Genomic DNA, 15343 nt, shown 5'->3' on the forward strand with positions numbered 1-15343 from the left:
TTAGATATTAACACATATTGTAATCAAAATCAAGTTTTAAACATAAATGTAATTTACTATTTTTTTGTATAAAAAGAAAAACGCGATATATCGCGTCATCTTTTTACATTTATGTTATCTACAAAAGTAGAAATTATAATGAGTTTTACCATTCGTATATCGTATCAAAACTCACAATATATTCTACTTTTATAATTACATATATGTCAATCAATACTTTGCACTATATGTAAATTTTTGACCACGCAATCAACATCTAACTTCGTTACTCCTGTTTTTACAATATGTATGTGTTCCATATAGGCTGACTTTCCTTACATATTTAAAGTTCCTATCGCGAAAGATCCACGTGATTAGCTGAATTGATCATTTCCGGTGCCACATTCTCGGTGTTATTTATCTATTGGTCTTGTGAATTTGCACTTCGGATATGCACTACATCCCCAGAATATGCCATATTTACCATTTCTTTTCACAAGTTCACTACCACAAAACGGACACTTTGTCTTGATATTTTCAATATGCTGTTTCTTTTCAGCGGTGCTCTTATTGGTCAGATTTGTCAGTTTGTCCTTCATCGCCACTATCTCATCATGAGTATACTTAACTGGCATACCGTTAAGCTGAGATCGTAATCTATTAAGCATATGTGGTCTACGCACTATTATAACATCCGATGTATCTGGCGGTACTTTCTTCAATGTACACCTCTCAGAAAATACTATGTACGACATAAATTCTGACACTGGCTTTCCCAGATATTCTGCCAACGCCTTTATATGTGTCCTGTTCTGCTTTATTGGATTATAAAACTTATGCTTCTCTCCATTCGGAAAGCTCTGTGTCCAGTTCAGCTGATTGTAATCGCCAAATATCCATCCACTATAATTCTTACTTTCAATTACAAATATGCCCTTCTCATGTATCATCAGCATATCTATTTCCGTAGTCTTGTTACCTGTCGGGACATAAACATTCTTGAGGACAACAAGATCACCAGCTATGTTGTCATGTGTAAGTGCATATTCTGTTAAATACTCACCGTACTGCCCTACATTTCTGTAATGCAGGAGTGAGGTTATTATGCCTGGCTGCTCGCCTTTTAGTATTTCGAATAATCCCATACAATTCTCTTTCTTGTCTATTATACAATTATGCTTTTTCTTCTACCTATCCATCAGTTGTAAACTCAATGCTCTAGTATATCCTATTTGTTTTTCAAACATTATATCCCATAAATCCAGACACTTTTCTGCGATTTTTTTATATGTTTCTGATTTACAGCCGACCGTTTCATCATATAAAGCAAGCACTAATCTTGAAACATGCCCAACTATACCATAAGATACATCTTTATTACCATCTACTCTATTTAAACAATTCTGACATAAAGTAATTATTATTTCCCCATAAGCTTTCAAAGAACCTATCGAGCTATCTAAATAAGTAATAAATGAATTTAACAACAATTCACTAACATTAGATTTCATTATTTCTATCAAAAATTCTGAATCAGACTCTAAATCAAGCATATTATCTCTAAATATATTCCACATAGGATAACTAATCTGATCACTAAACCTTATATATCTCAAAATGATTTCTTTACTTTTGTTTCTATATTCCGGCACATTTAAATAACATACTGCCATATGAACGATTGCATTTTTTTGATTTTTGTTCATCATTTTGATATTAATTATAGTATCTTTAAATTCATCTTTTGTAATATAAAGCTCACCTATAGCATATCCACCAATTTCAATTAATCTTTTATCTTGAGACATAAAACAAGTGTTTATAATTTGAAGTACATCTTGTGGATATTCGTTATACATTTGAAGAAGATAATTTCTTGAATACATTACTCCAACCATTCGAATATCTAATTTAAATAAATTAATCATCCTTTCTTCTGCCCACTGTCTATCGAAATAATTTATTTGGTACAATAACGGAAAGCACGAAAACTGCACAATTTTATTATTATCTTTAATCATTCTATCTATTAAATCCTTACTTTGGGAAAGTAATAAATTATTTTTTGATAACAAATTTGCTAATGCATTTATTGCATATCCACTTGCACAATTTATAGATTTAGATAATAACTCCTCACTACTTTCTTGAGCTGTATCTATGATTTTTTCATAATCTGATGCAATTTCGAACAACTGTCTAACTGTATTTTTTGACCACGAATTAAGCTCCACCTTTCTAATAATCTCACAAAACGGAAATGCTATATCTGGATTCTCATAATATGGAAATCTTGAGAAAAGTTTCTCCCATACAGTTACATCAACATCATTAATACTTTCAGCCATTGATGCACCATAGAATAAGGAATTAATATATATTTTATCAATTTTCTCCTTTTTCACTGAAAGCACCATATTTATTATATCTACTATATTAGATGATACCGCCGCCTGAAAATCTCTAGCGTATAGTTCTAGTGAACTTTCTATGAATCCCCCCTCAACTTCTTTCCACTGTATGTTCTTCCTGTTTTCTCTATTCACAATTCGGGTATTAGTTATAATCTGTTTCCATTGTGTCACCCCTAGTTTTTTACCACATACCGGTGACTTCACCCATCCAGCATGTCCATTTTCTTTATTATATAAATATATTACACCATTGAACTTTCTATCTAGGACACTTACCAATTCTCTACAATAATTATCCAATAGGTTATATGGAATACACTTTAACAAGCTATATTGAAATTCCCCATAAAAACTCCAATATACAGATTCGTCTTTATGTCTTCTATTATACTCAATTCTTTGTTTATACCTCTCTTTTCCTGTTGATGGAATATACTTTATTAAAGCATTAAGGAACTCATTTCGTCTCAATTTATCGCAACTAGATATGTGAACTTCTAATATTCTTCTGGCTAATACTAGTTGATCCTTCTCACTACTTGTATAATCAAATATCCTTCTTTCAAAATCTCTAGTAATATATTCTATAACTTTATTACTATAATTTTCAGGTAAATAGGAAAGGAAATGCAAAATTATCTCATTAAAAACCAAATAATTCTTCCCCATATATCTCTCATAATAACGCCATACAAAATCTGGATTTTTTGAAATGAGTGCAACATTTGCCTTTTTAATTAATTCAACAGCTACCCTCTCTATGCTCTTATTATATAAACCATTTCCATTCCAACTGCTATATTTTATCCTTATATCATCTTCTAATGGAATATATGGAATCAATTCTTCTAGTATCTTTTCGCCATTTTGCACCAACATTTTATCAGTTACATCCACAAACTCTTCTTCATATTTATAAATTATTTTTTCCGATGATGACATATGGTTTTTCAATAACAAAGTTATTAACATTATCATCCTAATCTGACACTGTTTCATTAAATTATATACATTTATATAAAACTCTTGAATCCAATTAGGATATTTATTATAAAATTTCAATCTTAATTCGAACAATTCGTCAGATTCAGATTCAATATTATGATAAAAACATTGCTTAAACCTTTCATCATCCTCAACATTAACAAATGCATGTTTTTCTATAAATTCTACATATCTAACATCTAAGTCGACACTTATTGAATCTAATAATCTAATCACTATATCCTTAAGATTGTCATCATAAAACCATTTTTCCAATATTCCATTTTTAAGTAATATATCTACATAAGTTTTTCTCCCTAAAATAACATTATCTATCAACGTATTTCTTTTCGTGGAATCCATGCAGTTTTTTATAACATATTCTTCTATTACCTCATCCGTTTCTGATACCTGTCCTAATAACTCAAAAAAGACATACTTTACATAATATCGTACTTCTGAAGATTTCAACATTTCTTCCCCTGCATCTAAGAATACTGAAGAATCATATTCCAACCAGTATTGTAGAAACATCTGCACTTGATATCTTCTAACAGGAGTCTGTTTACTTTTATCCCCTATTATCTGCTCAATATTATTATTAATATAAAAATCTTTTATCATTTTTTTGGAAATAAAAAAATCCAAGATAGATTGATGAACAAATCCAATTTTGTTCCCATTTACAACAACTAAATCAGAATGCTCTAAATATGACAAACCTATTTGACTAACATTTAGTACTGCTTTTGGAATATAACTTTCCCCATTTCTATCTAGGACACTTATAATGCTCTCTAATGTTTCTGTTATATTCTTATCTTCAAGCCCTAAATTGTTTGCGTTATTAAGAATCTGTTTATACCATTCATCTATCAAATTATATGTTGTATTACATTTTTTACATATATTATCCGTATCCAAATGTTGCCAGATAAAAAGATTACTTGGTATGCGCAATATATTTCTCAGCTTCTTATCCAAAAAAATATATTTTTCTCCAACTATATTTTGTACCGTCTCATCATCTATATTTCCAATACATACTTGTTCCCATTTTTCTGAATTGCCATCTTCATTTTCAAACAAATTCTTGATATTATTATCATTTTTCAAATCAAAATCTCTACATACAAATACTGTTACTATTTTATGTTTTCTATTAGCATTAAGAATTTTTATCTGTTTTATTATTTCAATACATATTGATAATGGTTCAGCAGAATTTGACTGAGTCCATCTCAAAGAATCCAATTGATCAAAAATTAAAACAGCTTTGCTTTCTAATGATATCCGATGAAGAGAATACTCTACCGTACAAGGTAATCCCAATTTTTTTGCCCATTCTTTACTATTCTCTCTTGGCATTTTTCTATCAAGTTTTATCGCTAAATGCGGAATATTGGTCTCTTCACAATAATTCAATATCGACTCTGTACAGCCACTTTTGCCATATCCAGCCCCTCCCGAAATAACAAATGAAGTTTCATTTTCTATAAACTCTTTACATTTAGCGAATTCTTTACGATTGATAAGGCCTCCATTTAACGTTTTAAAACTCTCACGGTATTCTTGATTTAATAATTTTATCCGTGGATAAATCATATTATCTGAATTAATCCCACTTAATGTTATCCCTTTCTTATCAAATATTTTATGTAAAACCTCAACCGTTATATTCTGACCACATATGTCACCATCTATAATATATCTAGTTAATGCGTCTCTAACTGTCTCGCGATCAGTAGTAAATAAAAAGCTAATTTTCTGATTTATTAACTCATTAAGATCATACTCTGACATTTGTTCAATATTTATCCGTTTCAGATAATCTATACTTTTATACAAATCCATTTCATTCGAAGTATCCAATTTCATATATGTGCAAAACGAATAATATGATTTTTTAAACTCAGTGCTTGAATTTTTTATTTGATAATCTATATAATCCCTTGAATTTTCACTGGTATTTATTGCTCGCAAATGTAAATCAACTATATGACTACACCCTATCGCACTCATCAATGAAACTTTTCTATTACAATCTCTATCAAGTTGAAACTTCCAATTTTGCAATATTCCTCTTAAATTCAAATCTGAAACAGTCCAATACTCCATACTTGAATTTCTGGCTTTGCACTGTTTATGTATTTTTATTCCGTTATTATCAGTAACAAGAATATCCGTAGCAATTTCATCATCACCTAAAGCTTCTATTACCACACTACTATTTTCTTCACTGACTATCTTCAACAACTCATATGTAATACATGATATTTCATACCTATTTCCCTGTTTATCTGCTCTTCCACCCGATTCTAATGGCATTTATCTGATCTCCTACATAAAATTCACTTATCATTAGCATAATAATTATCAATATTAAACCCAACATAATAACACATTTTTTAATTGAGCTTCATCAATTTCACAGGTTAATATTTTGGTATATAACATTTTGTATACCCCATACTTAAATATCTTAACCATCTTTAACAGCCATATATAATCCAATTCTTTATCATATAATTTTTCTTTTTTCTCTGTAACCGCAAACTTATTGTCACATAAATAATATCCTTCATGAATATACTGGTTTCTTAAGCTGTTTAACTCTTTTTTCAAATTTTCAATATTAACTTTCTCATCGTATCTAAATAGATCTATATTCTCATCAACAAAAGTGCTTAACCTATAATAATTACTTGGATACTTTCCAATTTCTTTCTCCAAATATTCTCCCATATATAAGTCAATACACCTAAAATAAAAAACAAATTGTTCCTCCAATGTTGTGGGAGAAATAAAGCCAAAGGGGACATATTTATTTCTATTGGCAGTAGTCCTATAATCTAATGTTTTATACATTTTCTCAACAAATTCAAAAAAATTCACTTTTACCGGCTGGTATAACACTTTTTCACAATACTTATCTTTACAAAGTAATTTATGCTTTACATCAAAACACTTATTGTCAGTAGTAATAATGTATGTAGTATAAGAATGTATTCCAAGTAAACAGTAGGAATTCATAATTACATCAAACTCGTTTATATATTTTAAAACCTCTTCGCATTTTATAGGTTGATTCAACTTAATCTTAGCTCTATTCTCCGACTCAATAGTAATATTTCGGTTATCATTTTTTGAGATACTATTACAAGTTCCCCCAAACTCTACACAATCTATATTATTCTTGTTTATTTCTATAATTTTTTTGTCTGGATTAAGTATTTTTCTATAAACAATCTCTTTTTCATTTTCACTAATAACTATTGAAGGGTTATAATATAAATCGTTTAATACAGAATTATATAAAATAACCCCCTTAATATTTATGTCATGAAAAAATGCCTCAAAATCATTTTCTTTTTTTGTTGATAAATAAAAATCTGTTTTATATTTTTGGTATTGTGTCAGTCCCCATTTTGACCCCACCTTATGAAACCTTGATGAAAACATAAATCTTCTATTTAATAAATCCTCTATATAAATATTCTTATAGGCAACCTCCGAACCTATTGGCATATATTCATCAATGTCTTCATAGTAATCAAATATCATCACTTCCAGATACCCTTCTCCAAAATCATATTGACCTTCATATTTTGACTCCATATTAGATACATATACACTACATCTATTCATTTGCTGGTCTCCTATTCCTTCTCCTCTGCAACCATACCAACCTCGCCGCGTCTCTCACCATACATAACCTTCTGTGTACCACCTATACTCATAGCTCCACCGACACCATAATACTTCTCAAAGAACTGTTTCAGTTTTTCTATGACCGCCTGTTTCTTCTTGTCACGTCCACTTCCACCAAATCTTGAAACTGGTGGCATAAGCTTGTCTATGTCAGTTCCGGCTGTTCTGATTTCTCCATCGCGGAATGCATTTTCTATATAACGTCTCGTGTTCTCTGGATTCAAGCGCTCCTCGGATATGAGCTGAGCAAGATCATTTTCACGCTGCTCTACAACAAACTCCCGCCATTCAGCCATTACATCCTCTACATCATTGATTCCTGCAATGAAACTTTCTATCAATGCTTTCTTGCTGCGGAGTTCTGGACTCGCCTCTACTGCTCGCTTAATAGTTATGAGGACTTCCTTATCCTCACAATGTGTATCATGATATTTTTTGACAAGCATGAGTATATAATCTATGTTGATTTCTATTTGCTTTATAAGCTCAACCTCAAATACAATGTCGTCCGTTATATCTGTACTTTCATTATTCTCTCTCTTGCGTCTCCATTCATCGCGCAAATCCTGATAACGTCCAAGATAATCCTGCAAATCACGTTCAGAAATAAGTTCATTTCCTTTGTATTCATCAAATGACAACAGAAGATTTCTCATTCTCAGGAATGCACCAAATAACGCAATAAAGGCTTTCTGATTCTGCTCACCTATTATTTGTGGATCCATAAGTGGAAATTTCTCCTTAAGCTCCTCTACCATATCTACATATCCTGGCATATGCTCGCCATCAACCGACTCATAGCCGTAATAATAATCTTTGAAACTCTGGAGAAGAACTATTCCACCTGCATTTTTATCACCAAACAGTGATATTGCGCTGTCCACTCTCTTCTGAAGATTTCTAAAACAGACGATATTTCCAAATGTCTTTATAGAATTTAATATACGATTTGTTCTGCTGAATGCCTGGATCAAACCATGCATCTTCAGATTTTTATCAACCCATAAGGTATTCAGTGTTGTTGCGTCAAATCCCGTCAGGAACATATTTACAACAATCAACAAATCTATCTCCTTATTCTTCATTCTAAGCGATACATCCTTATAATAATTCTGGAATCTATCACCGTCGGTTGAATAATTTGTATGGAACATTTTATTATAGTCATCTATTGCCCCATCCAAGAAGTCCCTTGCGGTCTGATCAAGTGCCGTAGTATCCTCTGGATTCTCCTCGTCAAGCAGGCCATCCACTTCCTCTTCATTTGCCGCGTAGCTGAAGATTGTAGCAATACGCAAATGCTTTGTCGGATCAAGTTCCATCTGGCGTTTGAACTCCTGATAATACAGTTTTGCCATGGGAACAGAGGCTACTGCAAATATGGAATTAAATCCACTAAGTCTCTGTGACCTTTTTATTTCTTCAACTGCGCCTCGCTCAGCAGACGCAACCTCCTGTATATTCGTCAGAGTATTGTATATGTATGTCTTATCTCCCCTATAGGTCTTCTGATCAAAATGATCTAATATATACTTTGTGACCAACTCTATTCTCTTTGGCGCCATCATAGCTTTTTCACGGTTGATATCCCATACCATCTCATCTGTGATTTCTTCATCAACATCCATTGTCTTGATATAATCAACTCTGAACGGCAACACATTATTGTCATTGATGGCATCAACTATAGTGTAGGCATGCAACTGATCTCCAAATGTCTGAGCAGTTGTAAAAAACTCTGGATTCTTTGCTTTTCCTGAATTAACAGAAAATATCGGCGTACCCGTAAATCCAAATAGATGATATTTTCTGAAATTTTTAACTATTGCTGTATGCATATCGCCAAACTGACTTCTATGACATTCATCAAATATGATAACCACATGCTTGTCATAAACCTCATGTCCAGGATTTTTCTTGATAAATGTCGCCAGTTTCTGAATAGTTGTGATTATTATGTGAGCATTATTATCCTCAAGCTGTCTCTTCAGGATACGTGTAGAACTGTTACTATTTGCAGCTCCCTTCTCGAATCTGTCGTACTCCTTCATAGTCTGATAATCCAGATCCTTACGATCAACAACAAATAAAACCTTATCTATATACGAAAGCTGTGACGCCAATCTTGCAGTCTTAAAAGATGTGAGTGTTTTCCCTGATCCCGTGGTATGCCAAATATATCCTCCACCAGCTACACTTCCATACTTTTTATAGTTATTAGCTATCTCTATTCTATTCAATATTCTCTCTGTCGCCGTTATCTGATACGGACGCATTACCATGAGTATGTTTTCAGATGTGAATATACAATACTTTGTGAGTATGTTAAGCAACGTATGCTTTGCAAAGAAAGTCTTTGTAAAGTCAACCATATCTGGGATGACTTTATTATTTGCATCTGCCCAGAAACAGGTAAATTCAAAGCTATTACTTGTTTTTCCGCGTTTTGTATTGCCAGCCTTAGCATCCCTTATGGCATTATCACGCGTGCTATTCGAATAATATTTGGTATTTGTTCCGTTTGAAATTACAAAGATCTGGACATACTCAAAAAGCCCACTGCCTGCCCAGAAAGAATCTCTCTTATATCGATTGATCTGATTGAATGCCTCTCGTATCTGAACGCCCCTTCGTTTAAGCTCAACATGAACAAGTGGCAGTCCATTGACAAGAACTGTCACATCATATCTGTTATCATGTTTTGCCCCATCCTGGAGTCCCATCACATACTGATTTATAACCTGCAACCTATTATTGTGGATATTGGTCTTGTCAATAAGTGAAATATTCTTGGTTGAGCCATCATCCCGCTTAAGAACTTTTCTGTAATCCTCCTGAATATTACGTGTCTTATCCTGCAAACTAAAGTTTGGATTTGCAATATCATTATTGAAGAAATATGTCCACTCTTTATCTGTGAACTCGTAATTGTTGAGTTCCTGCAGCCTCTCACGAAGATTGTTTATCATATCCCGCTCGGTATGTAATGGCAGATATTCATACCCCTGCTCGCAGAGCATCCTTATAAACTCCTGCTCCAACTCTGCCTCGCTCTGATAACTATCAGAACGTCTTTTTACCGGTTCATATTCTGTAACAACTGTATTCTCCGATGTCTCCGCTACTATGTTAAAATATGACACTCTGTATCCCCCTTTGCCTCATCTTTAAGTACTTCATCTATGATTTTTAGTTCATCTTTATCAAACTTGTGATTTGAAAATATCTTTTTATCTGTAGTACAACACATTGCCACAAATATATGTTTTCTCCATTCATCCGTTATCTCAAATAAACAATTCTTATGATACTTGTCCTTATTTTCTCCACCAAACATAATCAAACACAAGCTGGCTGTAATTGGAAATATGATCTCATCATTTTCGATATATTCATCATCTATAATATAGTCTCTGTTTGAATGCACCATATATACAGGATTATCTGTCGTTATCAGCATCGCTTCATTATCAACACCTATCATAAACGACATACCAAACATAGGTCCCATAATAGCATTTAGTACCCTCATTTGTGAATCTCTTATCACACCTGAACTTTTATCTTGTTCAACATTTTCCTGATTTGAGCATAAAAAAAGTAAACATGTTAAACGTACTAAATTCATTAATTGTCTATCAGTTTTACCATCGCAATCAATCTTCTTGGCCACATCAAAAGCACTATTCAGAAAATGCGGTGTTCTAAGTAACTGAACCGTTATGTAACCAATAAAGTGCATCTTCTCATCGCGTGTTAGAAAACACTTTGTCTTATAATTATCTTTGACAAATGCCTTCTTTTCAATATTTGTTCTAAGTTCTGCATATCTTCTTTCTAATATACTAAAACAATTCTCCAACCGATTATCATAGACTATTTCGCCACTCTTACCCGTAACCTCATACAAGTCATTTTAAAAGCAAACAGAATTTGTTGGTACCGCTATATTGCTTTGTGTTCTTTCTTGTAAGTCATAATAAAACACACCATATTTAGGTTTTGAATTTTTACTATTTTCACTACATTTGTTTAAGTATTGTGGTGCAAAGCCTCTCAAATACACCTGTGGAACATAATGCTGTCTCCTTGTCCTATTAAAACCGTTGGGCATATATCACAACTCCTTAAATGATAAAAGCTTGTCTCTGTAATATTCATATTGTTTCTGGCGTGCTTCGATCTCTGCTGGAAGTCCTGTGGACAAATCATTGCACAGGGTGTCAAAACGGTCAAGAATTTCCGTTATTCTTTTCTGCTCCCTGATCGTTGGAATAGCAATTGAAATATTTAAAATATCTGCTTTCCTCAAATTTGTCTGATCTGCTCCGTTATCATATTTCAGCAACTGTGGATTGCGGTTTAACATATAATACAAATATTTTGTAGTAACCAGCTCCGTTTTCCTTACCATAAATGCTCCAATTCTCTGATTAAGAGTGTATTTATCATCCTCGTCAACTAAATAACATTTAGCCAACGCACGACCGCTTGGCAAATCACTCATAACCATTAAAACATCGTTTACATATAATGGACAAATCTGCTCATTTGAATATTTTTTTACTTGCCCATCAGTGGAAATAAACTTAGAATTTACAACAATATATTTTCCATCTGCCACAATATTTTTTTCATGACCTTTTCCATTTCTGAAATTGGCAATATAATCAAGCCTAACTATTGCATATCCAAATACATACTGCACAAGCTTAATTATATTTAACTCTGTCTGTCTGTCTGTCTGTCTGTCTGTCTGTCTGTCTGTCTGTCTGTCTGTCTGTCTGTCTGTCTGTCTGTCTGTTAGGATTGTCTTCCCTGTCTCTGCAAATGTCAACAGTACATCTCTATAATACTCATATTGTTTCTTTCGTGCCTCGATTTCTGCTGGTAAACCAATGCTCAAATCAGAACAAATCGTTTCAAAATTATCTAATACATTAACTAATCTTTGTTGAACATCCAATGATGGTATTGGCACTGGAAACGCATTTAACATTGGTCTCCTGATTGACGCAACAGAACTTTGAAACATAGATTTTTGAATATATGATAAAAATGTCGTCCTCATATAATGAAAATAATATCTTGGCAACACTTCCGGACTATTAATATGTATTCTATATGCCCTTTGATGTAATGCATATTTCCCTTCAACATAATGAAAAACTTTACCTACTCCTACTCCGTCTCCTGCCGTAATTATTGCAGTTTCATCAAACTCATAATCATTCTTTCTCAACGGTTCCTGGGATCTGACATAAAAAGGATATCTACCATCATCAATGCTTTCATTTGTATTACTACTACCAGTCCCAATATCTGCAATATCCGATAAATTAACTATCTTAACTTTATTATCAAATTTTAATAATTTATTCTGATAAAATTCATACTGTTTCTTACGAGCTGTAAGCTCGGCTGTAAGCTCGGCTGTAAGCTCGGCTGTAAGTAACGTGAAAGAGTCCAAAATATGGACTATTTCACGTTGTACCTCCAGAGGAGGTACGGCGACCTTCACTTCGTTCAGTTTCGCTGGTGATACTTCTATAACTTTCGTTCCATGAGCCATTTTTCTCTTTTGATCCTGAAACATTTGGCTACTCAAATAGTACACTAAGTATTTGGGATTTTGATTGTGATGTATTATGGCAGTGTGCCCACTTACAGCTACTTTATCATTTCCCAACCATGCGATACACTTACATACATCTTCGACATTCTCGCTGGTTATTGCCATTATAATGTCTCCCGATTCCGCAAATTTTTGTTTCTTTGCAACTTCAGACTCTATATAACTATCTGCCTCATTAACAAACAAATTATATTTCGTATATATCTGTCCATAATGTATACAGGGAATTCCATTTGAAACATAATGTTTCTTTTGAAAATTTCCTCCTCTACTTATACTCGCTATCTCTCCTAGTGTTTTATATTCAACGCCTTCTGGGCACAGTTCATTCAGTAGTCGACTCAGTTTACTCATTCTGCATCCTCTTTCTTTATCATATCTAAAGCAGCAAGTGCATATTCATATTGTCTGCTATCATAAGAAATCACACTGTATTTTTCTTCATCCGTATCTATCATAACAATTTCATTATCTTCTATAACATTTATAATTATCTTTCTAAAATGATTTTTACCAACATTAACATTTTTCACCAATTCATATAAATCATCATCATTAATTGAAAAAAACGAAAACATTGCATCAATATATAAATCCATATTTTTTAATTCTTTGTACCCACCTCTATCCTTTTTTTTCATCTTACTTCTTATTGAAATCTCTAAATCCACCAAAGAAGTCTCCTCATACAATTGTTCTATATCCTCTTTAAGCCAGTTCTGCATGCCTCCTGTGTATTTATATCCTAGCTGTTCCATTCTTTTAACATATTTACTTTTTATCTTCATATCATTTGTATTGTTTGCCTTTATCCAACATGCCTTAACCTCTCTTAAAGAACTTGGTACAGCACTCGTTACTTCTACACCTACTTGTAATACCTCATTCTGTAAATCGGGTTTATCAAGAATTGACAAATCTGTATAAATCTCAGGATATACTCTCTCTAACAAAATCTTTGCATAACATTCTTCATATCTATATTTTTCATGCTCTCCAATGTTGCTTTTTGATTTGTTTTTCATTCATTTTTACCATTTTCTATTTCTGCAATAATCTTATCAATTTCATCACGAAGTACCTGTTCACGAGCAACGATCTCTTTTATCTCAGCATTGAGCTTTACAATGTCAATCTTCTCCCTCGTATCCTCAGCCTCAACATATGTTGACACAGACAAATTATAGTCATTTGTAGATACCTCTTCATATGTAGCCAAATGCGCAAAATGCTGAACATCCTCTCGTTTTGTAAATGTCTCTACAATTCTATCTATATTCTCTGGTGTCAGTTTATTGTTGTTTGTAACCTTGACACACTCCTTGGTTGCATCTATAAATAAGGTCTTATTGTCTGTCTTATTCTTCTTCATAACCATAATGCACGTTGCTATTGGAGTTCCAAAGAACAGATTGTTTGGCAACTGTATGATGCAATCCACATAGTTATTATCTACAAGATATTTTCTGATCTTCTGCTCTGCGCCGCCACGATACATAATGCCTGGAAAGCATACTATCGCTGCAGTTCCATTTGATGCAAGCCATGCCAAACTATGCATTATAAATGCCATATCCGCCTTGCTCTTAGGAGCCAATACTCCCGCAGGAGAAAATCTTGGATCATTTATAAGAAGTGGATTCTCGTCTCCAGCCCATTTTATTGAATACGGTGGATTAGACACTATAAGTTCAAATGGCTCATCATCCCAATGTTGCGGACTGGTAAGTGTATCCTCGCAGGCTATATCAAACTTATCAAATCCAACATCATGAAGGAACATATTTATACGGCACAGGTTATATGTAGTTATATTTATTTCCTGTCCGTAGAATCCATTTCTGATTGCATCCCTGCCAAGAACTTTTTCCGCCTTAAGCAGCAATGAACCAGATCCGCAAGCAGGATCATATACCTTATTTATTTCGGTCTTGCCTACTGTTCCAAGCCTTGTAAGAAGTTCAGACACATCCGCAGGCGTGAAGAACTCACCGCCAGATTTACCTGCATTCGACGCATACATAGTCATGAGATACTCATACGCATCGCCAAATGCATCTATAGAATGATCTTTCACATCGCCAAGATTCATATCTCCCACTCCATCGAGGAGCTTTACAAGTTTCTCATTTCTCTTGGCAACAGTAGAACCAAGCTTATTACTATTAACATCGAAATCATCAAAGAGTCCTGCAAAATCATTCTCTGCCTCACTGCCCTTTGCTGAATCCTCTATATGCCTGAATACGTTTTCAAGTGTCTCATTCAGATTTTCGTCTTCCGCTGCCCTTGCTCTGACATTGCAGAACAGCTCACTTGGAAGTATGAAGAATCCCTTTTCTTCTACCAAACCTTCTCTAGCCTCTTCTGCATCTTCATCAGGCATCACAGCAAAATCAAAGTCTGCATTACCAGCCTTTGCCTCGCCCTCATTTATGTAATTACAAAGGTTTTCAGAAATATATCTATAGAACATCGTTCCTAATACATAATTCTTGAAATCCCATCCGTCCACAGCTCCACGTAATTCATCTGCTATCGCCCAGATGGCGCGATGAAGTTCATCTCGTTCCTGTTCTTTTTTGGTGTCTATCATCTAATCTCTCCTGCGTTTTATCTT

At 33.5% G+C, this 15343-nt stretch carries 7 protein-coding genes and 1 pseudogene; all 8 read right to left on the reverse strand.

Translation table 11 applies throughout. The features are described 5' to 3' along the window. Nucleotides 1-392 precede the first annotated feature (392 nt). The 8 genes and pseudogenes from OCV54_RS11905 to OCV54_RS11940 all read right to left on the reverse strand — a co-directional run bounded on the left by OCV54_RS11905 (nucleotide 393) and on the right by OCV54_RS11940 (nucleotide 15319). Nucleotides 393-1124, reverse strand: coding sequence for a nuclease-related domain-containing protein (locus OCV54_RS11905; protein ID WP_055224184.1), 732 nt, complete (start codon nucleotides 1122-1124; stop codon nucleotides 393-395). A gap of 42 nt (nucleotides 1125-1166) precedes the next feature. Then, nucleotides 1167-5705, reverse strand: a complete 4539-nt coding sequence (locus OCV54_RS11910; RefSeq protein WP_055224186.1) for a hypothetical protein — start codon at nucleotides 5703-5705, stop codon at nucleotides 1167-1169. A 54-nt stretch (nucleotides 5706-5759) separates the two neighbouring features. Continuing rightward, nucleotides 5760-7025, reverse strand: coding sequence for a hypothetical protein (locus tag OCV54_RS11915; protein WP_055224187.1), 1266 nt, complete (start codon nucleotides 7023-7025; stop codon nucleotides 5760-5762). A gap of 11 nt (nucleotides 7026-7036) precedes the next feature. After that, on the reverse strand, nucleotides 7037-10231 hold the full coding sequence (locus OCV54_RS11920; RefSeq protein WP_055224189.1) for a type I restriction endonuclease subunit R: 3195 nt from the start codon (nucleotides 10229-10231) through the stop codon (nucleotides 7037-7039). Then, nucleotides 10213-11202: pseudogene (locus OCV54_RS11925) on the reverse strand (DUF4238 domain-containing protein). Before OCV54_RS11925 ends, OCV54_RS11920 begins: the two are co-directional and overlap by 19 nt. Nucleotides 11203-11205: 3 nt before the next feature. Further along, complete coding sequence (locus OCV54_RS11930) at nucleotides 11206-13077, reverse strand: restriction endonuclease subunit S (RefSeq protein ID WP_070099142.1); 1872 nt, start codon at nucleotides 13075-13077, stop codon at nucleotides 11206-11208. Then, entirely contained in the window at nucleotides 13074-13748 is a 675-nt protein-coding gene (locus tag OCV54_RS11935) for a hypothetical protein (protein ID WP_055224193.1), read from the reverse strand. Before OCV54_RS11935 ends, OCV54_RS11930 begins: the two co-directional genes overlap by 4 nt. Then, nucleotides 13745-15319: a type I restriction-modification system subunit M gene (locus tag OCV54_RS11940; RefSeq protein ID WP_055224196.1), complete on the reverse strand. Its 1575-nt coding sequence runs from the start codon at nucleotides 15317-15319 to the stop codon at nucleotides 13745-13747. The genes OCV54_RS11935 and OCV54_RS11940 overlap by 4 nt, the downstream gene beginning before the upstream one ends. Nucleotides 15320-15343: the final 24 nt, after the last annotated feature.

This window comes from Coprococcus aceti, assembly GCF_025567285.1.
GTDB classification, from domain to species: domain Bacteria; phylum Bacillota; class Clostridia; order Lachnospirales; family Lachnospiraceae; genus Coprococcus; species Coprococcus aceti.

Bases quoted from the DNA above. Each gene is read 5' to 3' on its own strand.
- OCV54_RS11905 (WP_055224184.1), bottom strand. From the start codon at position 1,124: ATGGGATTATTCGAAATACTAAAAGGCGAGCAGCCAGGCATAATAACC.
- OCV54_RS11910 (WP_055224186.1), bottom strand. From the start codon at position 5,705: ATGCCATTAGAATCGGGTGGAAGAGCAGATAAACAGGGAAATAGGTAT.
- OCV54_RS11915 (WP_055224187.1), bottom strand. From the start codon at position 7,025: ATGAATAGATGTAGTGTATATGTATCTAATATGGAGTCAAAATATGAA.
- OCV54_RS11930 (WP_070099142.1), bottom strand. From the start codon at position 13,077: ATGAGTAAACTGAGTCGACTACTGAATGAACTGTGCCCAGAAGGCGTT.
- OCV54_RS11935 (WP_055224193.1), bottom strand. From the start codon at position 13,748: ATGAAAAACAAATCAAAAAGCAACATTGGAGAGCATGAAAAATATAGA.
- OCV54_RS11940 (WP_055224196.1), bottom strand. From the start codon at position 15,319: ATGATAGACACCAAAAAAGAACAGGAACGAGATGAACTTCATCGCGCC.